The sequence below is a fragment of the Tepidicaulis marinus genome (assembly GCF_000739695.1).
Lineage (GTDB): Bacteria > Pseudomonadota > Alphaproteobacteria > Parvibaculales > Parvibaculaceae > Tepidicaulis > Tepidicaulis marinus.
Map to the genome: position 1 here is coordinate 181,685 of NZ_BBIO01000002.1, position 24,926 is coordinate 206,610.

The 24,926-nt window shown below is 60.9% G+C and carries 27 protein-coding genes and 1 tRNA gene; 8 read left to right on the forward strand and 20 right to left on the reverse strand.

The features are described 5' to 3' along the window. Positions 1–72: 72 nt before the first annotated feature. Complete coding sequence (locus tag M2A_RS02970; RefSeq protein ID WP_081875347.1) at positions 73–2,082, forward strand: methyl-accepting chemotaxis protein; 2,010 nt, start codon at positions 73–75, stop codon at positions 2,080–2,082. Positions 2,083–2,151: 69 nt separating this feature from the next. Here the strand turns inward: M2A_RS02970 and rpsI are convergent, their stop codons facing one another. The 3 genes from rpsI to M2A_RS02985 all read right to left on the reverse strand — a co-directional run bounded on the left by rpsI (position 2,152) and on the right by M2A_RS02985 (position 3,704). Then, on the reverse strand, positions 2,152–2,640 hold the full coding sequence (gene rpsI / locus M2A_RS02975; protein ID WP_045442755.1) for a 30S ribosomal protein S9: 489 nt from the start codon (positions 2,638–2,640) through the stop codon (positions 2,152–2,154). 3 nt (positions 2,641–2,643) lie between these two features. Continuing rightward, positions 2,644–3,108, reverse strand: coding sequence for a 50S ribosomal protein L13 (gene rplM, locus M2A_RS02980; RefSeq protein WP_045442758.1), 465 nt, complete (start codon positions 3,106–3,108; stop codon positions 2,644–2,646). 149 nt (positions 3,109–3,257) lie between these two features. Then, entirely contained in the window at positions 3,258–3,704 is a 447-nt protein-coding gene (locus M2A_RS02985) for a PaaI family thioesterase (RefSeq protein WP_045442759.1), read from the reverse strand. Positions 3,705–3,805: 101 nt separating this feature from the next. On the opposite strand from M2A_RS02985, the gene M2A_RS02990 reads away from it, so the two are divergent. Genes M2A_RS02990 through M2A_RS03000 form a run of 3 tightly spaced genes read left to right on the forward strand, consistent with a single transcriptional unit; the run spans position 3,806 to position 6,481 of the window. Then, positions 3,806–4,627 carry an enoyl-CoA hydratase gene (locus M2A_RS02990; protein ID WP_045442760.1) on the forward strand — a complete coding sequence of 274 codons (822 nt, stop codon included), beginning with the start codon at positions 3,806–3,808 and terminating at the stop codon, positions 4,625–4,627. A gap of 45 nt (positions 4,628–4,672) precedes the next feature. Beyond that, positions 4,673–5,155 (forward strand): CoA-binding protein, encoded by a 483-nt coding sequence (locus tag M2A_RS02995; protein ID WP_045442761.1) that lies wholly within the window; start codon positions 4,673–4,675, stop codon positions 5,153–5,155. A 51-nt stretch (positions 5,156–5,206) separates the two neighbouring features. Beyond that, positions 5,207–6,481 carry an O-acetylhomoserine aminocarboxypropyltransferase gene (locus M2A_RS03000; protein ID WP_045442763.1) on the forward strand — a complete coding sequence of 425 codons (1,275 nt, stop codon included), beginning with the start codon at positions 5,207–5,209 and terminating at the stop codon, positions 6,479–6,481. 135 nt (positions 6,482–6,616) lie between these two features. On the opposite strand, the gene M2A_RS03005 is transcribed toward M2A_RS03000, so the two are convergent. Continuing rightward, a complete protein-coding gene (locus M2A_RS03005) occupies positions 6,617–7,672 on the reverse strand; it encodes a COX15/CtaA family protein (protein ID WP_045442765.1) in 1,056 nt (351 codons plus the stop codon). 181 nt (positions 7,673–7,853) lie between these two features. Here M2A_RS03005 and M2A_RS03010 point away from each other — a divergent pair, with 181 nt between their 5' ends. Continuing rightward, complete coding sequence (locus M2A_RS03010) at positions 7,854–8,087, forward strand: DUF2842 domain-containing protein (protein ID WP_045442768.1); 234 nt, start codon at positions 7,854–7,856, stop codon at positions 8,085–8,087. Positions 8,088–8,176: 89 nt separating this feature from the next. Next, positions 8,177–9,400 carry a metal-dependent hydrolase family protein gene (locus M2A_RS03015; protein ID WP_045442770.1) on the forward strand — a complete coding sequence of 408 codons (1,224 nt, stop codon included), beginning with the start codon at positions 8,177–8,179 and terminating at the stop codon, positions 9,398–9,400. Positions 9,401–9,607: 207 nt separating this feature from the next. Here M2A_RS03015 and M2A_RS03025 read toward each other — a convergent pair. From M2A_RS03025 to M2A_RS03055, 7 genes are all read right to left on the reverse strand, one after another. Beyond that, a tRNA-Pro gene (locus tag M2A_RS03025) sits at positions 9,608–9,684 on the reverse strand. Positions 9,685–9,797: 113 nt separating this feature from the next. After that, positions 9,798–10,286 carry a MerR family transcriptional regulator gene (locus M2A_RS03030; RefSeq protein WP_052379158.1) on the reverse strand — a complete coding sequence of 163 codons (489 nt, stop codon included), beginning with the start codon at positions 10,284–10,286 and terminating at the stop codon, positions 9,798–9,800. A gap of 115 nt (positions 10,287–10,401) precedes the next feature. Then, positions 10,402–10,731 carry an integration host factor subunit alpha gene (locus M2A_RS03035; RefSeq protein ID WP_045442776.1) on the reverse strand — a complete coding sequence of 110 codons (330 nt, stop codon included), beginning with the start codon at positions 10,729–10,731 and terminating at the stop codon, positions 10,402–10,404. Positions 10,732–10,838: 107 nt separating this feature from the next. Then, positions 10,839–11,816: a beta-ketoacyl-ACP synthase III gene (locus M2A_RS03040; RefSeq protein WP_045442778.1), complete on the reverse strand. Its 978-nt coding sequence runs from the start codon at positions 11,814–11,816 to the stop codon at positions 10,839–10,841. Beyond that, positions 11,813–12,883: a phosphate acyltransferase PlsX gene (gene plsX, locus M2A_RS03045; RefSeq protein ID WP_045442779.1), complete on the reverse strand. Its 1,071-nt coding sequence runs from the start codon at positions 12,881–12,883 to the stop codon at positions 11,813–11,815. The genes M2A_RS03040 and plsX overlap by 4 nt, the downstream gene beginning before the upstream one ends. A gap of 120 nt (positions 12,884–13,003) precedes the next feature. Continuing rightward, positions 13,004–13,552, reverse strand: coding sequence for a YceD family protein (locus tag M2A_RS03050; protein ID WP_045442780.1), 549 nt, complete (start codon positions 13,550–13,552; stop codon positions 13,004–13,006). Next, the gene (locus M2A_RS03055) at positions 13,549–14,142 is read right to left on the reverse strand and encodes a ubiquinol-cytochrome C chaperone family protein (RefSeq protein WP_045442781.1); all 594 of its coding nucleotides are present in this window, start codon (positions 14,140–14,142) and stop codon (positions 13,549–13,551) included. Before M2A_RS03055 ends, M2A_RS03050 begins: the two co-directional genes overlap by 4 nt. Before the next feature lie 322 nt (positions 14,143–14,464). On the opposite strand from M2A_RS03055, the gene M2A_RS03060 reads away from it, so the two are divergent. Then, entirely contained in the window at positions 14,465–14,926 is a 462-nt protein-coding gene (locus M2A_RS03060; RefSeq protein WP_197052818.1) for an outer membrane protein assembly factor BamE, read from the forward strand. 96 nt (positions 14,927–15,022) lie between these two features. Here the strand turns inward: M2A_RS03060 and M2A_RS03065 are convergent, their stop codons facing one another. From M2A_RS03065 to glyA, 9 genes are all read right to left on the reverse strand, one after another. Further along, positions 15,023–17,140, reverse strand: coding sequence for a sodium-translocating pyrophosphatase (locus M2A_RS03065; RefSeq protein WP_045442784.1), 2,118 nt, complete (start codon positions 17,138–17,140; stop codon positions 15,023–15,025). 173 nt (positions 17,141–17,313) lie between these two features. Beyond that, positions 17,314–18,306, reverse strand: coding sequence for a thiamine-phosphate kinase (gene thiL / locus M2A_RS03070; RefSeq protein WP_045442785.1), 993 nt, complete (start codon positions 18,304–18,306; stop codon positions 17,314–17,316). Beyond that, a complete protein-coding gene (nusB, locus tag M2A_RS03075) occupies positions 18,290–18,805 on the reverse strand; it encodes a transcription antitermination factor NusB (protein ID WP_045442787.1) in 516 nt (171 codons plus the stop codon). Before nusB ends, thiL begins: the two co-directional genes overlap by 17 nt. A 6-nt stretch (positions 18,806–18,811) precedes the next feature. Next, on the reverse strand, positions 18,812–19,279 hold the full coding sequence (locus M2A_RS03080; RefSeq protein ID WP_045442790.1) for a 6,7-dimethyl-8-ribityllumazine synthase: 468 nt from the start codon (positions 19,277–19,279) through the stop codon (positions 18,812–18,814). Continuing rightward, positions 19,276–20,448, reverse strand: coding sequence for a 3,4-dihydroxy-2-butanone-4-phosphate synthase (ribB, locus tag M2A_RS03085; RefSeq protein ID WP_045442792.1), 1,173 nt, complete (start codon positions 20,446–20,448; stop codon positions 19,276–19,278). Before ribB ends, M2A_RS03080 begins: the two co-directional genes overlap by 4 nt. 5 nt (positions 20,449–20,453) lie before the next feature. Continuing rightward, the gene (locus M2A_RS03090; RefSeq protein WP_045442794.1) at positions 20,454–21,053 is read right to left on the reverse strand and encodes a riboflavin synthase; all 600 of its coding nucleotides are present in this window, start codon (positions 21,051–21,053) and stop codon (positions 20,454–20,456) included. 2 nt (positions 21,054–21,055) lie between these two features. Next, entirely contained in the window at positions 21,056–22,174 is a 1,119-nt protein-coding gene (ribD, locus tag M2A_RS03095) for a bifunctional diaminohydroxyphosphoribosylaminopyrimidine deaminase/5-amino-6-(5-phosphoribosylamino)uracil reductase RibD (protein WP_052379159.1), read from the reverse strand. Between the two features lie 42 nt (positions 22,175–22,216). Next, positions 22,217–22,684 (reverse strand): transcriptional regulator NrdR, encoded by a 468-nt coding sequence (gene nrdR / locus M2A_RS03100; RefSeq protein ID WP_045442796.1) that lies wholly within the window; start codon positions 22,682–22,684, stop codon positions 22,217–22,219. 72 nt (positions 22,685–22,756) lie between these two features. Then, positions 22,757–24,058 carry a serine hydroxymethyltransferase gene (gene glyA, locus M2A_RS03105; protein ID WP_045442798.1) on the reverse strand — a complete coding sequence of 434 codons (1,302 nt, stop codon included), beginning with the start codon at positions 24,056–24,058 and terminating at the stop codon, positions 22,757–22,759. A gap of 410 nt (positions 24,059–24,468) precedes the next feature. On the opposite strand from glyA, the gene M2A_RS03110 reads away from it, so the two are divergent. Next, complete coding sequence (locus tag M2A_RS03110) at positions 24,469–24,906, forward strand: Ros/MucR family transcriptional regulator (RefSeq protein ID WP_045442799.1); 438 nt, start codon at positions 24,469–24,471, stop codon at positions 24,904–24,906. Positions 24,907–24,926 lie beyond the last annotated feature (20 nt).

Genomic DNA, 24,926 nt, shown 5'->3' on the forward strand with positions numbered 1-24,926 from the left:
AACCAAGTCTTAAGAGTGCCTGTGAATACTGCAGACAAACTCACACACCCTCAACACAGGTGTTCTCCCCCCATGTCGACAAAATCCGCATCCCTGCTCTCCGTTGCTTTCGCAGTAATGGAGCGCACGTTCAAGAACTTTTCCATTTCCTGGCGCATCGCCGCGCTCGTGGGCTTGGCGCTGGCCGGCCTGACGGCCATTTCCGCAACTTATTTCGCCGGCAACGCCGTTCTCAATGCAGCCGAAGACCGGCGCTGGGAAGCGGAAAAGTTGCTTGCTCATGTCAGTGACATTGAAAGCGGCGCGCTGCGCATGCGCCGCCGCGAGAAGGATTTCCTTTTGCGGATGGATGAAAGCTATCTGGCAAAATACGAGAAAGATGCCGAACAGGTAGCGGCAGCGCTCACGCAAGTTCAGGGTCTGGAAATCGCAAGCGAGCTTCAAGCACCGCTCGCCAAGCTGCGCGAGACCCTGCCCGCACACCGCACAAAGATGGCCGAGGTCGGCGCGCTTTATAAAGAAGTCGGTCTTACCGAAGAGCTGGGCCTCAGCGGCACACTACGCAAGGCCGTGCATGAGGTGGAAGAAAAACTCGACGCCGCCAATCTCGACGCGCTCACCGTCAAAATGCTGATGATGCGCCGCCATGAGAAAGACTTCATGCTGCGCGGCGATGATAAATATATCGGCCGGGTCGATGAACGGCGCAAAGAGTTCGACAGCCTTATTCAAAGCTCTTCTCTCTTTCCTGCTGAGCGCAAACGCATCAGCGCGCTGATGGACACCTATCAGCAGAACTTCAAAGCCTACGCAGCGGCGGTGAAAAAAGCCGAAGCCGGCGTTGCCGAGCTTTCCGAAATTTACGCTGTCATGGAGCCGGAATTCGAAGCGCTCTTTGCGCTGGGCCGCGCGCTTTCCGAAGAAGCGATCGAGGACGGCCACAATGTGCAAAGCACGGTTTCTACATTGATGATTGCCGTGCTGGGCCTGACCGTTCTCGGCGTTGCGCTTTCCAGCCTCTTCGTTGCCGTTGGCATTTCGCGTCCGATCAACAAGATCACCCGCGCCATGAGCACGCTTGCCGAAGGTGACAAGTCCATCGCCATTCCCGCTCTCGACCGGGGCGATGAAATCGGCGCCATGGCAAAAGCCATGGAGGTCTTCAAGAAGAACGCCATCGAAGCCGAACGCCTGGCACTCGAACAGGCCGAAGAACAGAAGAAACGGGCCGAGCGCGCCGAGGTCATTCAAAAGATCAGCGCGAATTTCGAAGGCTCCGTGAAGCAGGTTCTGGACACGCTTGCAGGTTCCGTCTCCATCATGCGCTCAAGCTCGGGCGAGCTCACCGCGCTTGCCGGTGAAACGAGCCGCAAGTCGGGCGATGTCACCCATGCCGCAGACGCCGCCGCCGCAAATGTGCAGATGGTGGCAAGCGCCACGGAAGAGCTGTCCAGCTCGATCTCGGAAATCTCCCGTCAGGTCAGCTCCACGCGCGATATCTCGGCCAAGGCCATCACCCGTGCCGAAAGCGCGGCGGAGACCGTGACACGTCTTTCGGAAGCGGCCCAGCAGATCAACGATGTCGTGACCATGATCAACGACATCGCCAATCAGACGAACCTGCTCGCGCTCAACGCCACGATCGAGGCGGCGCGCGCGGGCGAAGCGGGAAAAGGCTTTGCGGTCGTCGCCTCGGAGGTCAAAAGCCTGGCGGGCCAGACCGCCAAGGCGACCGAAGGCATTACCGGCCAGATCGCCGCGATGCAGGAAGCAACTTCGGCCACCGTCGAGGCGATCCAGCACATCACCGATATCATCACCGAAATCGGTCAGGGCACGACGGGCGTTGCCTCCGCCATCGAGGAACAGACCGCCGCCACCCAGGAAATTTCCCGCAACGTGCAGGAAGTCGCCAATGGCGTGCAAGGTGTGACGGACAATATGGCGGATGTGAATAACGCAACCCAGGAAACCGGTACCGCCGCGCAGAACGTATCGAGCGCTGCCGAGGACGTGTCCGGTCAGTCCGCCATTCTGGATACGGAGGTCAAAGACTTCCTCTCCAAACTGGCAGCCGCTTAAAGCAGGCAGCAGAGAAACAAAAAAGGGCGGCCTCTCGGGCCGCCCTTTTCGTATCCGGTAGTGGCGCGCTTAACGCTTGGAGAACTGGAAGCTCCGGCGGGCTTTCGCGCGGCCGTATTTCTTACGTTCCACAACGCGGCTGTCGCGGGTGAGGAAGCCATGCTTCTTCAGGACAGCACGCAGGCCCGGCTCGTAATAGGTCAGCGCGCGGGAAAGACCGTGGCGGATCGCCCCGGCCTGGCCCGACAGGCCGCCGCCAGTCACGGTCGCCATGATGTCGAACTGGTTTTCGCGGCCGGCCACAGTGAGCGGCTGGTTGATCACCATACGCAGCACGGGACGGGCGAAATAGCGCTCGAATTCCTTGCCGTTGATGACGATGCGGCCGGAGCCCGGTTTCACCCACACACGGGCGATGGCGTCTTTCCGGCGGCCCGTGGCGTAGGAACGGCCCTGGGCGTCGATCTTCGGCTCGGCCTGAACGGCAGCTTCGGCGGCAGCGCCGTCATTGCCCAGCGCGCCTTTGAGATCCTCAAGAGTGGTGCGTTCTTCTGTCATAGCTTACGCACTCCGCGTGTTCTTGGGGTTGAGGGAAGCGATGTCGAGCTTCGCGGGCTTTTGAGCCTCATGCGGGTGCTCGGAACCGCCATAGACATGCAGGTTGGAGAACTGCCGGCGCGAGAGCGGGCCGCCCGGAAGCATGCGCTTCACGGCAAGCTCGATCACCCGGTTCGGGTGGTCGCCGCCCAGAACTTTTTCCGGCGTGGTTTCCTTGATACCGCCGGGGTGGCCCGTGTGGCGGTAATACACCTTGTCCGTCAGTTTGCGGCCCGTCAGAGCCACTTTGTCGGCATTGATGACAATCACGTTGTCGCCGCAGTCGATATGCGGGGTGAAGGTCGGCTTGTGTTTGCCGCGCAGACGCATCGCGATGATGGACGCCAAACGCCCAAGCACCAGCCCTTCGGCGTCGATAAGCACCCAGTTTTTCTCGACTTCTGCGGTTTTGGCTGAATAGGTCTTCATGCTCAATCCCAGTCAAATCGCTTCAAGCAGGGGCATCATGCCCCGTTTGAGCCGCTTTTTATGGGAGGCGGGCCGGACAGTCAACGGAAATCGGCCTGAAAAAGCACGTAAATGCAGCAACTTAAAGACACGGTATTATAATACCGCATTTAGGGCTTTTCAGGCGGAATGGAGTAAGTCACCTGAGCATGGGCGGCGGGCCGCCCCTCCTCGCCCTCCGACCAGATCGTCACATCGCCGACCGCCAGGCGCTGGCCGAGCTTCATGATCCGTGCTTCCGCCAGAAGGTCGCCGGGCGCGGGTTTGCGCATGAAATTGATGGTGAGATTGGTCGTCACCGCCAGCGCCACCTTGCCGATATGGGCCAGAATGGCGGCATACATGGCATGATCGGCAAGCCCCATCATGGCTGGGCCGGAAATCGTGCCGCCCGGGCGCAAATTGCGTTCGGCAAAGGAAAGGCGCAGCCGCGCGCGCATCGGCCCGACTTCTTCCGTCCTTGTGCCGCGCTCGCCCTCCTGCATTTGCGGAAAAACCTCCGCCAAATAGGCATCGACCTCGGCCGCGCTCATGACCGGCTTTGTTGCTCTTGTCATTTTTTTTACCCCTTTTGCCGCTCAGCCCTTTGCACAAACAACACCTGACGCCGGGCCGCGCGGACACTATCATGGCCGAAACGGAAAAAGGGAGACGGGAAATGAGCGAAGCTGCAAAGGCGCCCGAAACGGCGATGCCGGTTCTGCTGCGCGAGGATAAAGGCGCCATCGCCACCTTGACCCTCAACCGCCCGAAAGCCCGCAACAGTCTTTCCGAGGAACTGATGCAGGCTTTGCTCGGCGAGGTGGAAAAGATCGGCGCCGACCCGGATCTCAAGGTTATTGTCCTGAAAGCCAATGGGCCGGGCTTTTGCGCCGGACACGATTTAAAAGAGCTGACCGCCGCCCGCGGAGAGGCCGACAAAGGCCGGGCCTATTACACCCACATCATGAAGCTCTGCAGCCGAATGATGCAGGCCATCGTGCAATGCCCGAAGCCGGTCATTGCCCAGGTGCATGGCATTGCAACGGCGGCAGGCTGCCAGCTCGTTGCCTCCTGCGATCTTGCCGTTGCCGCCGATGAAGCGAAGTTCGCGACACCCGGCGTCAATATCGGCCTTTTCTGCTCGACGCCCATGGTCGCCCTTTCGCGCAATGTGACCCGCAAACACGCGATGGAAATGCTGCTTCTGGGCGAAATGATCGACGCGGCGCGCGCCGCCGAATTCGGTCTCGTGAACCGCGCCGTCTCAGCAGACACGCTGGAAGCGGAAGTGGAAAAAATGGCCGCCACCATTGCCGCCAAATCGCGCCTCACGGTCGAGATCGGCAAGACCGCGTTTTACGAACAGCTCGAAAAACGCCTCGGCGATGCCTATGACTATGCAAGCGACGTGATGGTGCACAACATGCTCGCGCACGATGCGCAAGAAGGCATCGGCGCCTTCATCGAAAAACGCGATCCCGTTTGGGAAAACAGATAAGCACCGGAAACGACAACCGCCTTAAAAAACACGCGAGCCGCCCCCATGTCTCAGACCACGTATACGAGCGATTATCTCGCCGGGATTTTGAAATCCGCAAAGACCATCGCCATGGTCGGCGCCTCGCCGAAATCCATCCGCCCGAGCTATATCGTGATGAAATACCTTCAAAAGAAAGGCTACCGCGTCATCCCGGTCAATCCGGGCGTGGCGGGCCAGGAAATCCTGGGCGAGAAAGTCTATGCCTCGCTGAGCGACATTCCCGAGAAGGTGGACATGGTCGATATTTTCCGCTCGAGTGAGGCGGCCGGTCCTATCGTCGATGAAGCGATCGCCATCGGCGCGGCGTCCGTCTGGATGCAGATCGGCGTCATCAATCCTGAGGCCGCAGCAAAAGCGGAAGCGGCCGGTCTTAAAACCGTGATGGACCGGTGCCCGAAAATCGAATATTCCCGCCTCTCAGGCGAGGCCGGTTGGATGGGCATCAATTCCAACCTGGTGAGTACACGCAGACAGCACCTGCTTTAAATCAACGTCCATAAGCGCGGCATCCGCGCGATCTATAATGGGGAACCTTCCATGCCGGAATACAGTTTCGACACGCTTTCCATTCATGCCGGCGCCAAGCCGGACCCGGCCACCGGCGCGCGCACCACGCCGATCTATCAGACGACGTCCTTCGTCTTCGACGATGTGGACCATGCCGCAAGCCTCTTCAACCTGCAGCAATTCGGCAATATCTACACCCGCATCACAAACCCGACGACGGCGGTTCTGGAAGAACGCGTGGCGGCGCTGGAAGGCGGCGCGGCAGGCCTTGCCACGGCGTCGGGCCACGGCGCGCAGCTTCTCATCTTCCACACCCTGCTGCAGCCCGGCGATCACTTCGTTGCCTGCAAAAAACTTTATGGCGGCTCGATCACACAGTTCAGCCAGTCCTTCCAGAAATTTGACTGGCATGTGGACTGGGCCGAAACACCGGATGCCGCGGGCATCAAAGCCGCGATCACGCCGAAGACGAAAGCCGTCTTCATCGAAAGCCTCGCCAATCCGGGCGGCGTCATCATGGATATCGAGGCGATCGCCAAGGTCGCCCATGAGGCGGGCGTGCCGCTTATCGTCGATAACACGCTGGCCTCGCCCTATCTCTGCCAACCGATCAAGCACGGCGCGGACATCGTCGTTCATTCGGCAACGAAATTCCTCGGCGGCCATGGCAATTCGATGGGCGGCATCATTGTCGATGCGGGCACGTTCGACTGGTCGGCCAGCGACAAATATCCGAGCCTCTCGCAGCCCAACGAGGCCTATCACGGCATGAAGCTGCATGAGACCTTCGGCAATATCGCCTTCGCCATTACCTGCCGGGTGATCGGCCTGCGCGATCTGGGCCCTGCCATCTCGCCCTTCAATTCCTTCATGCTGATCACCGGCATCGAAACCCTGCCGCTGCGCATGCAGCGCCATTCGGAAAACGCGCTGAAAGTCGCCGAGTTTCTGGAAAGCCACAAGGAAGTGAGCTGGGTGTCTTATGCGGGCCTGAAGAACAGCCCTTATTACGATGCCCATCGGAAATACTGTCCGAAAGGCGCCGGCGCGGTGTTCACCTTCGGCGTGAAAGGCGGTTATGAAGCCGGCGTCAAACTCGTCAACGGCATCGAGCTCTTCAGCCACCTTGCCAATGTCGGCGACACGCGCAGCCTGATCATCCACCCCGCCTCCACCACGCACCGCCAGCTCAATGAAGCGCAGCAGGAAGCGGCGGGCGCCGGGCCGGACGTGATCCGCCTTTCCGTCGGGCTCGAAGATGCGGCCGACCTCATCGCAGATCTCGACAAGGCGCTGAAGGGGTAAGTCCCCTTCCCTTCAAAACACCGTCATGCCCCGCTTTATGCGGGGCATCCACGGGCGGCGAGAACAAGCGCTTCTTCAAGCTGTCATGGATGGCCCGGATAAACCGGGCCATGACATTTTTGAGGTGAGGAAACTCTACCGCCGCGCGCTCAGATGCAGGTGGAAGAGCGCCGCGCCGAGAACCAGCATCGCGCCGCCCTGATGGATCACTCCGAGGGGAATGGGCACGGCGGCGAGCAGCGTCCAGATGCCGAGCACCACCTGCAGCAAAATAGCCGCCATCAAAAGGTGTCCGCTCATCTTCACCGCGCGAGGCGCGCTCTTCAGCGTAAAAAGGTGATAAAGCGCAAACGCCGTGATCGCATAGGCCACCATGCGGTGATCGAACTGCACGGTGATGTGGTTCTCGAAGAAATTCACCCACCAGGGGGACAGATCGAAAAGCCCGCGCGGGATGATGCGGCCGTCCATGAGCGGCCAGGTATTATACGCATGCCCTGCCCGCAGCCCCGCCACGAAACCGCCAAGCAGCACCTGAAAAAAGATGGCGCCCGTCAGCACCGCCGCGCGCTTTGATATCCCGGTCCATGTTAGCGCCTGGCCGAGCGTGCCGCGCAGAAGATCGAGCGCCACCCAGAAAATGTAAGCGGCAATGACAAAGGCAAGGCCCAGATGCGCGGTGAGCCGGTACTGGCTCACATCCACCCGGTCCACGAGCCCGCTCATCACCATGTACCAGCCAAGCGCGCCCTGCAGCCCGCCCAGCACGAACATCGCCGCCAGCTTGGGCACCAGCTGGCGCTCGACGCGCTTCGTTGCCAGGAAGAAAACGAACGGCACAAAGAACGCAAATCCGATAAAGCGGCCGAGGAACCGGTGCCCCCATTCCCACCAATAGATGTATTGGAACTCGGCCAGGCTCATGCCCTTGTTGACGAGCTGATATTCGGGGATCTGCCGGTACTTCTCGAATTCCTCAAGCCAGTGCTCTTCGGAAAGCGGCGGGATGGCCCCCATCACCGGCTTCCATTCCGTAATCGAGAGACCGGATTCGGTCAGCCGCGTCGCCCCGCCCACGATCACCATGCAAAAGATCAGCGCCGCCACCGTGAAAAGCCAATAGGCAATGGGCCGGCGGGCGGCTATCTGCCGGGCTGTGGGCCCGCTATGGGGAAGGACGGCATCGCTCATGGCACCGGAAATAGCGCGATCGGACCGAACCAACAAGAAAAAGCGGCCTGAATAACCCGCCCCCGCCTGTGACCCGATGGCGCAGTTTCCCGAGGTGAGGCTGGCCACCCCTCCCCGGAAATGCCATATACGGGGGGAAAGCTCTCTGGCCTCTTCCAGGCCTCGCCGAACAAGGACCGCCATGCCCTCTTCCGCTTCCCGGCTTCCCATGCGCCTTAGAAAACTGATCGGCACCTTTTTGCTGATGGCCTGGATCATTGCCTACACGGTGCTGGCGGTCACGCTGGGCACGGCCTCCTTCTTCCCGCAGCATGTGGCCGTGCAGCTCGTCTATTATGTGGTGGCGGGTATCGCCTGGATCTTTCCTGTGCGCTACCTCCTCGCCTGGATGCAAAAACCGGACACACCAGCCTAAGCGCTGCTTGCACGCCTGCCGCCGCTTCTGCCACTCTGCCCCCAATCAACAACGATCCGGCGGCAAGCCGGCAACAGGGGCAACGGCATATGCGCATCGCAATCGAGAACGGCCATCTCTTCGACACGGAGAAGCTGGATTTTACCGGCGAAGCAACGCTCATCATCGAAGACGGGGTGATTGCCGGTATTGGCGAAAAAGCCGCCTCCGCCGATCTGCGCATCGACGCCAAAGGGCAATATGTCATGCCGGGCCTCATCGACGCGCATATTCACTTGCGTCTTGCGACCATGGATTTCCGCAAACTCGCCGCCTGGTCGGAAGTCGAGTTCGGCCTGCACATGGCACGGCTGGCGCGCGAAACGCTGGAACGCGGCTTTACCAGTGTGCGCGATATTGGCGGCGAGGTGGAAGGCATCATCCGCGCCATCTCCAGCGGTCTTCTGGACGGCCCGCGTATCACCCGCGCCGGGCGCATGATCTCTCAGACGGGCGGCCATGGGGACGCGGAAGGCGGCGCCCGGCCCGTGCCGGACTGCGCCTGCCAGATGCGCCACACCGCGTTCGGCATTGTCGCGGACGGCGCGGATGCGGTGCGCAAAGCTGCCCGGCACAATCTGCGCGACGGCTCGGACTTTCTGAAAATCCATGTCTCAGGCGGTGTGGCAACGCCGAGCGATCCTTTGGAATGCACCCAGTACACGGCGGAGGAAATTACCGCCGCCGTCACCGAAGCGCGCAACCGCCACACTTACGTCGCCGCTCATGCCTATACGCCGGATGCCATCAAGCTTGCCGTGGCAAACGGCGTTCATTCCATCGAGCATGGCAATCTCATCGATAAGGAAGCGGCGGAAGCCGTCGCCAAGGCGGGCGCGGTCATGGTCCCGACCCTTGCCACCTATGAAGCGATGTTCGAATTCGGCGCGGCGCTGAAACTGCCCGCCCGCAACCGGGAAAAGAACAAGGCGGTTTACGACGCGGGCCTTGCCTCGCTCGAAATCGCGCGGGAAGCCGGCGTCACGCTCGGCTTCGGCACCGACCTCATCGGGGAAACGCAGAACCGCCAGAACCGGGAATTCGCCATCCGCGCGGAAGTGGAACCGGCGCGCGACATCCTGCGCGCGGTCTATCACGTCAATCCGGTGCTTTGCCGGCTGGAGGGGAAAGCGGGCACGCTCGCGCCCGGCGCCTTTGGCGATGTTGTCATCGCCCGGCGGAACCCTTGCGAGGACATCCGGCATCTAGCCGATGCCGCCGTCTTCTCGCACATCATCAAGGACGGCAAGCCGGTCACCCGGCCTGGCGCCTAAAAGATAGGGTAATCAGTCGAGGCGGCCGAAGCTGATGAAGTTCAGCGCCAGAATGGCAACCAGGAAAATCGCAATAGCGTAAATCGCAACCATAGCGGCAGGCCCTTTCGGAGTTGAATGCTGGCCCTTGGCATAATCAGCTTCGCGCCGGAAGGCAAGGCCCCGAAAAGAAAACCGGCCCTGGGAGACCCCAGAGCCGGCTTCAAATGGTCGGAGCGGCCGGATTTGAACCGACGACCCCTTGTCCCCCAGACAAGTGCGCTACCGGGCTGCGCTACGCTCCGTCATTCCGGTAAGGGCTCAAGGGCAAAAGACGGCCTCAAGCGGGGCGGACTATAGGGATGTGGCCTTGATCCGGCAATAGCTCTTTGGCGGGAAAAAGGGCAAATCTCCCGAATTAATAGCTTTCCGTTTCCGCTTCCGGCACCCGCGCCTCTTCCAGCGCATCGCGCAGTTTTTCAAGCCGCAGGGCAATCGCCTCCAGCTCCTTGCGGGCCTTTACGGAAAGCGGCGAATTGTCGTTGGCCTCCTCGGCCACATCTTCATCGGCGCCGTTCTGCCGCTCCACGGCCTCGCGGGCGAGCTCAGCGATAGTACCGTCCACCGTGCCGCGCCCGGCCTCGGCGACAAAGCGCCCGCCCTGCTCCCGGAAGACTTTCTGCACGCCCTTGATCGTGTAGCCGTCATTGTAAAGAAGCGCGCGCACACCGCGCAGCAGGTCCACATCTTCCGGGCGGTAATAGCGCCGCCCGCCGCCGCGCTTCAGCGGCTTGATCTGGGTGAATTTGCTTTCCCAAAAGCGCAGCACGTGCTGCGGCACGTCCAGTTCGGCGGCCACTTCACTGATGGTTCGAAACGCTTCCGGCGATTTTTGATGCAAAGACACGCCTTAATATTCTCGTTTCCGGTCATTCGGCCAGGTAATCGGGCCTGACAATCGAGCCTGGCAATCGAGCCTGACAATCGGACCCGGCAAATGGGCCAGACAAGGGTTGAGGAAACTAGTCCGCCGCTTCACCGGCCTGGGCGCGCATGGCGCTCATGGCCTTATTGATTCGCTCTTTGAGCACGTGGCTCGGACGGAAAACAAGCACCCGGCGCGGCTTGATCGGCACTTCTTCCCCGGTCTTCGGGTTGCGGCCCATGCGGCCGCCCTTCTGACGAACGGAAAAGGATCCGAACGATGACAGCTTTACGGTTTCCCCGCGCGCAAGGCAGTCGGAAACTTCCTGCAGCACGGATTCCACCAGATCCGCCGACTCGTTACGCGACAGACCCACTTCCTGATAAACCGATTCACTCAGTTGCGCCCGCGTTACCGTCCGCGTCATGGCGTCCTGCTCCCTCGTTTGATAGTTGGCTATTTGATCACCAAAAAGCAGCCAATATCAAGGAGATAGTGAAGCTTCTTCAAGCAGGGATATGTTGAATTTTAAACTTACCAGCGAACCAGCGCGGAGCCCCAGGTAAAACCGCCGCCCATCGCTTCAAGCAGCACCAGGTCACCCCGCTTGATGCGCCCGTCCTTTACCGCCGCATCGAGCGCCAGCGGCACGGACGCGGCAGAGGTGTTGCCTTGTTCGCCGACGGTGATGACGACTTTTTCGGGCGCAAGGCCGATTCGCTTGGCCGTCGCATCGAGTATGCGCTTGTTCGCTTGATGCGGTACGAACCAGTCGATGTCGTCGGCGGTGAACCCCGTTGCCGCCAGCGCCTCTTCGATCGCCTCGGCGATATTCACGACCGCATGGCGGAAGACCTCCCGGCCCTCCATGCGCACATGGCCGACCGTTGAGGTTGAGCCCGGCCCGCCATCCACATAGAGCTTTTCCTTATACCGCCCGTCCGAGTGCAGATGCGCGGTCAAAACCCCCCGGTCTTCATTCGTGCCGCTCTGTTCCTCCGCTTTCAGGACGATGGCGCCCGCCCCGTCCCCGAAAAGGACGCAGGTACCCCGGTCGTCCCAATCCAGAAGCCGCGAAAAGGTCTCCGCGCCGATCACCAAAATCGCGCGGGCCTGGCCCATGGCGATGAAATTATTCGCTACCGCAACCGCATAGACGAAGCCGGAGCAGACCGCCTGGACATCGAAAGCTGCGCCGTGATGCATGCCGAGCCCGGCCTGCACCGCCGTCGCCGTCGCCGGAAAGGTATTGTCCGGCGTCGTCGTCGCCAGGATGATCATATCGAGATCGTCCGCGTTCATGCCCGCATCTTCCAGCGCCTTGCGGGACGCGGCGAGGGCCAGATCGGAGGTTTTCTCATCGTCGGCAGCGATATGGCGGCGGTGAATGCCCGTGCGCTCCACGATCCATTCATCGCTCGTATCCACCATTTTGGCGAGATCCGCGTTGGTCAGGACCTTTTCGGGAAGAAAGGACCCGCACCCGGCAACGACACTTCGAATGACACTCACGATACTGCGGCCTCTTCCCGTTCGGCAGCTTCCGACAAATCACCGGCAAGCTGCACCAGCACATCCATATCCGTCGCGATTTTCCGCACGAGATCGGCGGCGGCTACATCCAGCGCCACATCGATGGCGGAGGCAAAGCCGAGCCCGTCCGTGCCGCCATGGCTCTTTACAACCAGCCCGTTCAACCCGAGAAAGACGCCGCCATTGACGTTGCGCGGGTCCATCTTGTCGCGCAGCGTGCGGAAGACGCTATGGGCGAAGAGATAACCGATCTTGGCGAAGAAGGAGCGCTCGATGCCCTCGCGCAGATAATGCGCCACTTGCCGGGCCGTGCCTTCCGCCGTCTTCAGCGCGATATTGCCGGTAAACCCGTCCGTCACCACCACATCGACGGTGCCCTTGCCGATATCATCGCCCTCCACGAAACCGTGGAAATCGATGGGCAGTTCCAGATTGCGGAGGATCTGCGCGGCAGCTTTCACCGATTCCGTGCCTTTGACTTCTTCCTCGCCGATATTCAGCAAGCCGACGGTCGGCCGCTCCACGCCGAAAATCACGCGCGCATAAGCCTCTCCCATCACCGCGAATTGCACGAGCTGCTTGGCGTCCGGGCCGATCGTCGCGCCGAGATCGAGCACGATGCTCTCGCCCTTGATCGTCGGCCAGAGCCCGGCAATGGCAGGACGCTCGATATTCGGCATGGTGCGCAGAATCACTTTGGCCATGGCCATCAGCGCGCCGGTATTCCCGGCAGAGACGGCCACTTGCGCGCGGCCCGTTTTCACCGCGTCGATCGCCATCCACATACTGGAGGTTTTACGCCCGCGCCGCAGCGCCTGGGAGGGCTTGTCGTCCATGCCCACGGCGACTTCGGTGTGCACAAACTCGCTTGCACCGGCAACGCGCGGATTGGCGTCCAGCAACGGCTTGATTTTCGCCTCGTCCCCGAAAATCAAAAAGCGGATATTGGGATGGCGGATGTGAGCGGCCTCGGCCCCTGCAATCACGACCTCGGGCCCGCTATCCCCTCCCATACCGTCCAGGGCGATGGTTATTTCGCGCATCACGGTTGCTCTGCCTCCGTCCCCTCAAAACTGTGCCGGCGGACGCAAGGCGCGCCGCGGGCGCCCCGAACATAACCCCTCACCGGCCAGACTCAACCGTATTATATGCTTGAATTTTTTCGATTAATCGTCTTGACGGCGCAACTTGCCAAGAACCGCAAAGGGATTGTCCTCGCGTTTTCCATCCGTTTTGCCGTCATCTTCGACAACAGGACTAAATTCCGCATCTCCCTTGCGCGGATAAGGATTGATGGCAAGGCTGAGATGCTCGCTCACCAGCTCCCCCACATCGATTCCCCCGTCGTCCAGCGGGTCCGGATCATGCGCATCGTCAAGATCGACATGAATTTCGGCTTGCGGATTGACCGGCGTCAGATCGCTTTCGGGAAGAAAATACGCTTCGAAACTGTCCGAGACGCTATCTTGCAGAGGCTCCAGCGTCACCACGCAGCTTTGCGTCACCTCGGCGGTAAAATGTCCGCGCACGGAGACGCCGCTTTTGCGCCACGGTTTCACCTCGGCCTCGGCCTTGAAGGCGTCGAGGGAGACAAGCCCCAGGCGTTTGGCAAGCGCGGCGCGCTCCTTCTCATCGGCCTCGAGTTTCACCCGCACGCCTTTTGAGGGAAGATCCTGGACCTCTAGGCGGTAACTGAATTCAGGCGCGCGGCTCATAGCGTCTCCTTTGCCTCTTCCGGCGCTGCCTCTCTCACGGAAGGCTCGCTCATGGAAGGCGCTGCGCCGAAATCGGCCTTGCCGGTCATCAGCGTTTCGATGGGCTGGGTCTCGAGCCCCTCATAAACCCGGCGCACATAAGCGGCGAGCGCGCCGATCTGGCGTTCGTCCGCCCCGCCCTCGGGAAAAATGTTGCGCGACAGCGCGGCGCGCAGCGCGCCCTCATCACCGCTTTTCAGCGCGTCGCGGTAAGCGGCGCTGCGCCCGTAAAAGGCGGCGGCCATGGTTTTGATTTTCTTACCGACGGAAAGATCGCCGACGCCCATTTCGCGCAAGGACTGGTCCATATCGGCAAAGAGCAGATCGAAAAGCGCCTGCGCCTGGCGTGCCGCGGCCTCGCCCTTGCCGCTCAGCCGGTTCACCAGCAAGAAGACATGCAGCACGATCATATCGAAGCGCCCGTCCAGCGTGTCGGGCACCGCAAAATCGCGGTAGAAGCCGGGCTGGCGCGCCTGCGCCACGGCGGCGGCATAAAGCTCATGGACGCTTTGCTCGTCCGTGTTCTGTTTGAACCAGCGTTTCCAGAACATGCATACTCCTTGGAACCGGGCATTGGGGAACCGGTATCATCGGGAACCGGGGCATCCGGCGGAGGAATGGTCCTCAGCCTGGATGAGCGGCGCCATGCCCGTACCCCTGGCCGCTCCCGTCTTCTATACCGGACGGGGCCGGGAAGAAAGAGCCTGCCTTTTTGGCGCCAGCCCGTGTTAAAAGTTGAATTTAGCCGCCGCTCCCGGTAGGTCAACGGGGGCAGCGGCCGCCCTTACAGGGCGCAAACCGCAGATTCGAAGGAGTTCAGGCCTGATGCAGTCCGCTTTTCTCCCGCTTCGCCGCACTGCGCGGCGGAAGATTTTGACACCGCTTCTTATTGCCGCGCCGCTGGCTTTTAGCCTCGCGGCCTGCTCTCCGGTGATCGAGGAGCGCGGCTATAAGGCGGAGCCGGGGGATCTGGAGCAATTGCAGCCGGGCGACAGCAAGGCAGAGGTGGAAGCCCTGCTCGGCTCGCCTTCCACAGCCGCCATCGTGGACAATGAGGCCTGGTTCTACATTTCCTCCAAGGTGGAAAAGTACCTTTTCTACGAACCCGAGGAGATCGACCGTACTGTCGTCGCCATTTATTTCGACGATCAGGAAGCGGTGGAGGAAGTCGCCTATTACACGCTGGAAGACGGGCGGATCATCAATCTGGTGGACCGCAAAACCCCGACCCGCGGCAAGCAGCTCACCATCCTCGGCGAGATTTTCGGCAATCTTGGCCGCTTCAACCGGCCCGGCGGCAGCGGCGCAGTGCCCACACCAGGCCGGCGGCGCTAACTTTCCCGCCTGCGGCACGCCCGTGAAATAAAAATCGTCTCATGAAAAACCCCGCGAAGTTGCCTTCGCGGGGTTTCGTTTGCGTATGATCCGCTATTAGCTGTGCGCCAGAATGGCGAGCAGCAACAGCGCCACGATATTCGTGATCTTGATCATCGGGTTGACGGCAGGACCGGCCGTATCCTTGTAAGGATCGCCGACCGTATCGCCGGTCACCGCGGCTTTATGGGCGTCCGAGCCCTTGCCGCCATGATTGCCGTCTTCGATATATTTCTTGGCATTGTCCCATGCCCCGCCCCCGGCGGTCATGGAAAGCGCCACGAAAAGACCGGTGACGATCACCCCGAGCAGCATCGCGCCGAGCGCCGAGAAGGCGGCGGACTTATCCGCGATCTGCAGCACGATAAAGTAAAGCACGATGGGTGAGAGTACCGGCAGCAAGGACGGCACCACCATTTCCTTGATCGCCGCTTTGGTCAGAAGGTCCACGGCCGCCTTATAGTCCGGCTTTTCCGTGCCCTGCATGATGCCCGGCTTTTCGCGGAACTGGCGCCGCACTTCTTCCACGATGGCGCCGCCCGCGCGGCCGACCGCCATCATGCCCATGGCCCCGAAGAGATAGGGCAAGAGGCCGCCGACAAAGAGCCCGACCACGACGTAAGGATTGGAGAGCGAGAAGTTCGCTTCCACCCCGGCGAAGTAAGGATAAAGCTCCGGACTAGCCGTAAAGAAGGTCAAGTCCTGCGTGTAAGCGGCGAAAAGCACCAGCGCGCCGAGACCGGCCGAACCGATAGCATAACCTTTCGTCACGGCTTTCGTGGTGTTGCCCACGGCATCGAGCGCGTCGGTCGTATTGCGCACGTCCTCCGGCAGTTCCGCCATTTCCGCGATGCCGCCGGCATTGTCCGTCACCGGACCGAAGGCATCGAGCGCCACGACCATCCCTGCCAGCGCCAGCATCGTCGTCACCGCAATCGCAATGCCGAAGAGACCGGCAAGGCTGTAGGTCACGATAATGCCCACGACGATGACAAGCGCGGGAAGCGCAGTGGCTTCCATGGAAACGGCAAGCCCCTGAATGACGTTCGTGCCATGGCCCGTTTCCGACGCCTTGGCGATGGAGCGGACGGGACGGAAATTCACGCCCGTATAATATTCCGTGATCCAGATGATCAGGCCGGTAATGACCAGACCGGCTATGCCGCAAATATAAAGATCCATGCCGGTGAAGTTGCCTGTACTGGTCTCGAACGCGGTATCCAGCCCAAGCAGATGATCGGTCATGAAATAAAGCGCCACAAGCGACAGAACCGCAGAGGCCACAAAGCCCTTATAAAGAGCGCCCATGATGTTCTGGCTGGAGCCGAGACGGACGAAGAACGTACCGATGATCGAGGTGATGATGCAGGTGCCGCCGATTGCCAGCGGATAGACCATCATGTCGCCGGCGCCCGCGCCGACGAAGAAGATCGAAGCCAGCACCATCGTGGCCACCACCGTCACCGCATAGGTCTCGAACAAGTCGGCGGCCATGCCGGCGCAGTCGCCCACATTGTCGCCCACGTTATCGGCGATCGTTGCCGGGTTGCGCGGATCGTCCTCGGGAATGCCCGCTTCCACCTTACCCACAAGGTCGCCGCCGACATCCGCACCCTTGGTGAAGATACCGCCGCCGAGACGGGCGAAAATCGAAATCAGCGAGGCGCCGAAACCGAGCGCCACCAGCGCGTCCACCACGTCGCGGCTGGACGGGTCAAAGCCCAGATGCACGGTCAGCACCGAGTAATAGACAGCAACCGACAAGAGCGCGAGCCCGGCCACCAGCATACCCGTGACAGCCCCCGACTTGAAGGCGACGGAAAGCCCTGCGGCCAATGAGACGCTTGCCGCCTGCGTGGTGCGCACATTGGCACGGACCGATACGAGCATCCCGATATAACCGGCAGCGCCCGACAGAATAGCGCCAATGGCAAAGCCGATCGCGGCGAGCCAGGAAAGCTGCCAGGCAGCCAGCGCGAAGATCACTACACCCACCATGGCAATGGTGGTGTACTGACGATTGAGATATGCAGACGCGCCCTCCTGAATGGCGCCTGCGATTTCCTGCATCCGTTCATTACCAGGATCGGATGCCATCACGGAACGAATTGCCCAAAGGCCGTACACGATGGCCAGGACACCGCACCCGATGATAGCCCATAAAGCCGTGCTCATAGGATTGTCCTTATTGTTGCCTATAACTGTACGGGGAATACGCATCGCAGACGGATATAGAATCAGTCTGCGCCCCCTCTCTCCTCACAATGGAAAGGACCATGCCAAACCTGACCGCAGGTGGCAACAGGAACAGTTTTGCAGCTTGAAAGGGCTTCGCCCGCCTTCAGGGCTCAAAAATGCCGGTATCCGCTTTCGGCAAGCGGTTCGGTTCGCCCGCTCATATCTTCCAGAAGAACAGCCGGTTCGCCCGCTTCAAGATAGCCGATCCGCGTGATCGGCACGCCGGTGGATCCGGCCAGAAGTTCGAGCTTCACCCCCGCCTCCCCCGGCGCTGCAAAGACGATTTCATAATCATCGCCGCCATTCAGCACCGACGGCCACAGCGTTTCGTCTTTCTTGAGCAACTGACGCGCGGGCGCTGAAAGCGGCAAGGCGGATTGGGAAATACGGGCGCGCAGACCGCTCGCCTTGCAAAGATGAAGCAGATCGGCGCCAAGGCCGTCGGAAATATCGAGCCCGGCGGAGGCGATTCCCCTCAGCCCCGCGCCAACCGCCACGCGCGGCTGCGGCAGGCGGTAACGCTGAATGAGCGCGCGGCGCTCGCTTATGGAAAGCAGGTCGATGTCACCCCTGGCAAGTTTCAGCCCCAGCGCCGCATCGCCCAGCGTGCCGGTGACATAAACCGCATCGCCCGCCTTGGCCCCGGAGCGCCGGATGAATTCGCCATGAGGCACAGTGCCGATGGCGGTGAGCGAGAAGGTTGCAGGGCCCGGCGTCTTCACCGTGTCGCCGCCCAAAAGCTCCAGACCGTAAATGTCCTGATCCTTTTGAAGCCCCGCCGCAAAGAGCGCGATGTCTTTTTCCTCGACGCCTTCCGGCCAGGCAAGCGCCAGCAGATAGGCTTTGGGTTCGGCGCCTTTCGCCGCAAGGTCGGAGACATTGACCCGCACGAGCTTTTGCGCCACGAGGTCGTAAGGGTCCGCCGGAAGAAAATGAACGCCCGCCACAATGGCGTCCTTGGTCATGACAAGATCGTAGCCGGGCCGTGGCTGAAAGAGCGCCGCATCGTCCTTCAAGCCGAACGCGCCTTCGGTCCGTTTGGCCAAAGGCGCGAAATAGCGTTCGATAATCTCGAACTCGCCGGTGTTACCCTGTCCTGCCATTGGCGCCGGTATTGCTCCTGAATTCGCCCGCCCGCAATTCGCGGCCGAGCTTGTCGAGCAGCGCGTTCACGACTTTCGGCTCCTCGCCGTCGAAAAACGCATGGGCGATATCGATATATTCCGTGATCACGACTTTGACCGGCACATCCTTGCAGCGCTGCAACTCGTAAACGCCCGAGCGTAAAATGGCACGCAGCGTGCTGTCGATCCGCTCCAGCTTCCAGCCCGCGGCCAGATTGCCGTGAATGCGCTGGTCGATGGCGCGTTGCTCGCGCACCACGCCGCGCACCAGATCCTCGAAATGGGCTTCATGGGCGGGAAGATAGTCCGCCTCCTCGTCCATCTCGCGGCCGAGCCGGTGCAGCGCGAATTCCTCGATGATATCGTCGAGCGGGGTGCCCACCATATCCATCTGGTAAAGCGCCTGCACGGCGCCGAGCCTTGCCGCGCTGCGCGAGGCTCGTGTTTTTCCCGAGGGCGTATTTTTTTGCGGCGTCACGTCAGCTCACCGCCCGCCCAGCAAGCCGAGCTTGCCTTTGAGTTCGATCATGTCGAGGCAAGCCGCCGCCGCCCCGCCGCCTTTGTTCTTCTTGTCCACCTTGGCGCGGGCCCAGGCCTGATCACCGTTTTCCACGGTCTGAATGCCGTTGCCGAGCGCCAGCGAATGCTCGATGGTCAGGTCCATCAACGCGCGGGCGCTTTCATTGCATACCGTGTCGTAATGGGTAGTTTCGCCGCGGATCACGCAGCCAAGCGCCACGAAGCCGTCGAAGGGTTTTTCGATAACCCGGCGCGACATGGCATCGAGCGCGAATTTGACCGCGCCCGGCACTTCCAGCACGCCCGGCACCGCGATGCGCTCATACGTGCCGCCGCGCTTTTCGATTTCGGCAATCGCGCCCCGCGCCAGCTCGTCGGTAATGTCCTCATAGAAACGGGCTTCGACGATGAGGATGTGGGAAGACTTGCTCACGATGTGGCCTCGGCTTTGTTTTTCGAAGACTTCTGAAGGCGCGGATTATCCGAGATCGGCTCCTGCCCGACAATATGCAGATCGTAGCCGTCAAGGCCGACTACCTGGCGCGTCGTATCGGAAAGCAGCACCATGTTGTGAATGCCCAGATCGAGCAGGATCTGCGCGCCCACACCATATTCGCGCAACCGGCGCGGCATGGACTGGCCGTCATCATCGCCCTTATGCAGCAGCATATCCGAGACGACCGTTGCCGTCGTGTCGCGGATGAGCACGATCACGCCGCGCCCTTCTTCCTCGATGATGCGCATGGAATTTTGCAAAAGGTCGGCCCGCCCCCCATGGGTATTGAGCTTGCCTTCCGCGCCCAGCATGTCGTCGAACACATTGATCGCATGCATGCGCACCAGTACGGGTTCGGGCGTCGAGATATCGCCCTTCACCAGCGCGATATGCTCGGCATATTCCACCGTGTTGAGATAGACTTTGAGATCGAACTTGCCGCCATAACGCGTGTCGATTTCCGTTTCGATGGCCCGGTGAATGAGATTGTCGTGCTTGCGCCGGTAGGCGATGAGATCGGCGATCGTCGCGATCTTCAGCCCGTGCAATTGCGCGAACTGCACGAGATCGGGCAGGCGCGCCATGGTGCCGTCTTCATTCATGATCTCGCAGATCACGCCCGCCGGATAAAGCCCGGCCAGGCGGGCAATATCGACCGCCGCTTCCGTGTGCCCGGCACGCACCAGAACGCCGCCGTCACGGGCGACCAGCGGGAAGACGTGGCCCGGCGAAACGATATCGCGCTCGGCTTTCGTCGGGTCGATGGCGACGGAAATCGTACGCGCGCGGTCATGGGCGGAAATACCGGTCGTAATGCCCTCGCGCGCTTCGATGGAGACGGTGAAAGCCGTCTGATGGCGCGACTGATTGGTATTCGACATCAGCTGCAGATTGAGCTGCTTGGCCCGCTCGCCCGTCATGGAAAGACAGATCAGGCCGCGGCCGTATTTCGCCATGAAATTAACCGCCTCGGGCGTCGCCATCTGCGCGGGGATGACGAGATCGCCCTCGTTTTCCCGGTCCTCGGCGTCCACGAGAATGAACATTTTGCCATTCCGCGCGTCTTCGATGACGTCTTCGATGGGCGATAGAAATTCCTTATACACAGATCTTAGTCCTCTTGCCTTAGGCGGGCGACATAGCGGGCCAGCATATCAATTTCAAGATTAACTGCATCCCCCGCCTTTGCGGTGCCCCAGGTGGTGACGGCCTGGGTGTGGGGAATGATGTTGACGCCGAAGCGGTTGCCTTTCACCTCGTTCACGGTCAGCGAGGTGCCGTTAAGGGTGACGGAGCCTTTTTCGGCAATGAATTTTTTAAGGTCTTCCGGCGCTTCGAAAGTAAAGCGCACGGAATCCCCTTCCGGGCGGATGTCGAGGATTTTGCCGACGCCGTCCACATGGCCCGAAACGATATGCCCGCCAAGCTCGTCGCCGACTTTCAGCGCGCGCTCCAGATTGATGCGCTGGCCTTCTTTCCAAGTGCCGAGCGTCGTGCAGTCCAACGTCTCCTGCGAGGCTTCGACGGCGAACCAGTTCTGCCCGTTCTGCGCGCCGCGCTCGATCACGGTCAAGCACGCCCCGTCACAGGCGATGGACGCGCCAAGCTCGATGCCAGCGGCATCATATGCCGTTTCGATGACAAGGCGCGTGTCGCCTCTCTTTTCCATCGACCGCAGCCGCCCGATATCCGTGATGATGCCTGTGAACATGCTTACTCCTGCCGGCGGAAACTGAAGCGCTGCAGCGAGTCCTCGCCCAGCGCCAATACCTGACGCCGCTCCAGCACCGGCGCCTCATCCATCTTCTGCACACCGAGCGCGGCAAGGGCGGGATAGCCGTCCCCGCCAATGAGCTTGGGCGCCTGAAACCAGTCGATCCGGTCGACGAGCCCGGCTTGCACCAGCGAAGAGGCAAGCCGCGAGCCGCCTTCCACCATGAGGCGGGTAATGCCCCGCGCGCCGATTTCCTGCAAGGCGGCTTTCATATCCATGAGCCCGCCCTGCCCGCGCGGCACCTCGATCAGCTCCGCGCCGCAATCGAGAAAGGCCGCGCGCCGGTCTTCATCCCCGTCCGGCAGCGTTAAAATCCAGAGCGGCACTTTCGCCGCGCTCTGCACCAGTTTCGAGGTGAGCTGCATACGCAGCCGCCCGTCGGCCACGATGCGCACCGGCGAGTGCTGGCCAAGCCCCGGCAGGCGGCACGTCAGCGTCGGATCGTCGACGATCGCCGTCGCGCTGCCGATCATGATGGCATCGGCTTCCGCGCGCATCAGGTGCCCGCGGTTGCGCGCCGCCTCGCCCGTGATCCACTGGCTTTCCCCGTCATGGGTAGCGGTGCGCCCATCGAGCGAGCTCGCCAGCTTCAGCATCACCAGGGGGCGGCCTTCGCGCACTTTCAGAACGAAGCCTTCATTGAGGTGATAGGCGTCCTCTTCCAGAACGCCTTCCACCACCTCGATCCCGGCTTTACGGAGCATCTCGTGCCCCTTGCCGGAAACACGCGGGTCCGGGTCCGTCATGGCGCTGACGACGCGGGTCACGCCTGCCTCGATCAAGGCTTCGGCGCAAGGCGGCGTCTTGCCGTGATGGGCGCAGGGCTCGAGCGTCACATAAGCCGTTGCGCCTTTCGCCTTGCCGCCAATTTTGTTCAGCGCGTGAACTTCCGCATGGGGCCGCCCGCCCGGCTGCGTCCAGCCGCGCGCCAGAATACGCCCGCTCTCAGGCGCCACCAGCACGCAGCCGACCGCCGGGTTGGGCGCCACACGGCCCAGCCCCCGCTGCGCCAGATGCAGCGCCAGCTTCATGTATCTGATGTCGTCCGGCCCGCTCATGCCAATCCTTTGCAGCCTTCTTGCCGAAGGAGCCTTGCCGGATCAGCCTGGAATATCTTCCGGTCCGGAAAGCTCGCCAATAACGTCTTCAAAATCCTTGGCTTCGCGGAAATCCCGGTAAACGGACGCAAAGCGCACATAAGCCACATCGTCGAGGGTCCGCAGCCCCTCCATCACCATTTCGCCCAGCACCTGGGAGGGAATGTCGGATTCCCCCATGCTTTCCAAGCGCCGCACGATCCCGCTCACCATACGCTCGACCCGTTCGCTCTCAACCGGCCTTTTTCGCATGGCGATTTGCACCGAGCGCATCAGCTTGTCCCGGTCGAAGGGAACCCGGCGGCCATTGGTCTTGATGATCGTCAGCTCGCGCAGCTGCACCCGCTCGAACGTCGTAAACCGGCCGCCGCAGGCCATGCAGGCGCGCCGCCGCCTTATGGCATTGTTGTCCTCCGTCGGACGGGAATCCTTCACCTGAGTGTCTTCGTTGCCGCAATAAGGACACCGCATGGTTTTCTTCCCCTCCAACCGGGCCCAAGCTCGGGCTGAGGCCCGGCCGGCTGCCCCTTCTATCCTGCGTGATCAGTAAATCGGAAACCGCTGGCACAGGCCGAGCACGCGTTCGCGCACCGAGGCTTCGACCGCGCCGTTGCCCTCATCGCCATTTTCCGACAGCCCCGTGAGTACTTCTGAAATCAGCTCGCCCACTTCCCTGAATTCCGCCACACCGAAACCGCGCGTCGTGCCCGCCGGTGTGCCGAGCCGCACGCCCGAGGTGATCATCGGCTTTTCAGGATCGAAGGGAATGCCGTTCTTGTTGCAGGTGATATGCGCGCGCTCAAGGGCGGCTTCCGCCACCTTGCCGGTGAGTTTCTTCGGGCGCAGATCGACCAGCATCAAATGCGTGTCGGTGCCGCCGGAAACGATATCCACACCGTTTGAGGCAAGCGTTGCGGCAAGCGCGCGGGCATTGTCCACCACGGCCTGCGCATAAAGCTTGAAGGAGGGCTGCAGCGCTTCACCGAAGGCCACGGCCTTGCCCGCGATCACATGCATGAGCGGGCCGCCTTGAATGCCGGGGAAGATCGCCGAATTGATCTTCTTGCCGAGCTCTTCATTGTTGGAAAGGATCATGCCGCCGCGCGGGCCGCGCAGGGTCTTGTGCGTCGTCGTGGTGACGACATCGGCGTATGGCAGCGGGCTTGGATGCGCCCCGCCTGCGACGAGACCGGCGAAATGCGCCATATCCACCATGAGATAGGCGCCCACGGAATCGGCGATTTCACGGAAAGCCTTGAAGTCGATAACGCGCGGATAAGCCGAGCCGCCTGCAATAATGAGCTGCGGCTTGTGCTGCTTCGCAAGGGTTTCCACCTCGTCCATGTCGATCAGGTGGTCCTGCTGGCGCACGCCATATTGAACGGCGTTGAACCATTTACCGGACTGGTTCGGTGGCGCGCCATGGGTCAGGTGACCGCCCGCGGCAAGGCTCATGCCGAGAATCGTATCGCCCGGCTTGATCAGCGCCATCATGGCGCCCTGATTGGCCTGGGAGCCGGAATTGGGCTGCACGTTGACATAGGCGCAGTCGAATAGTTTCTTGGCGCGGTCGATGGCCAGCTTTTCGGCCACATCAACGAACTCGCAGCCGCCGTAATAGCGCTTGCCCGGATAGCCTTCGGCATATTTGTTGGTCATGATCGAGCCCTGGGCTTCGAGCACGGCCTGCGAGACGATGTTCTCCGAGGCAATCAGTTCGATCTGCTCGCGCTGCCGGCGCAGCTCCTGCTCGATCGCATCCAGGATTTCAGGGTCCCGCTCCGCGAGCCCTTGAGTAAAAAACGCCGTCGTCGCGCTACCGGATGCCGCGTCGCTCACCGCCATGATCTGACCTCTTGATACCAAAGGAAGACGCAAGGGCCTCTACCGGAAGATAGCTACCATATCTTGTATCTTCCGGGCCCAATATTCTGGCCTCTTAGCATATGCGCCCATGCCCGCCAAGCGCGCAGCTAAAGACTTGATGAGGAAGCCTCCATTACCCAACTGCTTTGTAAAATAGGAAGACATTCCAAGAAAACACACCGTTTGTTGTTTGTTTTCTGTTTCCAATTTTGTGAACAATCTCTACAGTTTGGGGCAATTAACCATAAATTGATCTGACGTTGCTGTATTTAATGAGTGGCATGCAATGGAAAATCTGTCGTTCTACTTGATTTTTCCTTCATCCTTGTTCATAAATCGCATCCGCTAATGGTAATTAAGTTTATTGACGTGTCGCGCAAGGCCCACAGATGACCAGCAAAACAGACCACCAGGGCATATCGCGGGCTGAAGCTTTGGAGTTGGCATCGGAAATCGTTTCCGCCTATGTCAGCAATAACGCCGTCGCCGCCGCCGAATTGCCGGCAATGATCAAGACGATGCACGACACATTGCTGTCTTTGGGCGGCAATACGGAAATCGGCAAGACGGAACTCGATCCTGCGGTACCCGTAAAGAAGTCGATCACGCCCGAATATCTAATTTGTTTGGAAGACGGCAAGCGGTTGAAAATGCTCAAGCGCTATTTGCGCTCACGGTACAACATGTCGCCGGAAGAATACCGCGCACGTTGGAACCTGCCGGCAGACTATCCCATGGTGGCGCCGAATTACGCCGCCCAGCGCTCGCAGCTTGCCAAGGAAATCGGCCTCGGCCAGGCAGCCAGCAGCGGCCGGCGCAAACGCTGACTAAGCCCGCCTGCCTGCCC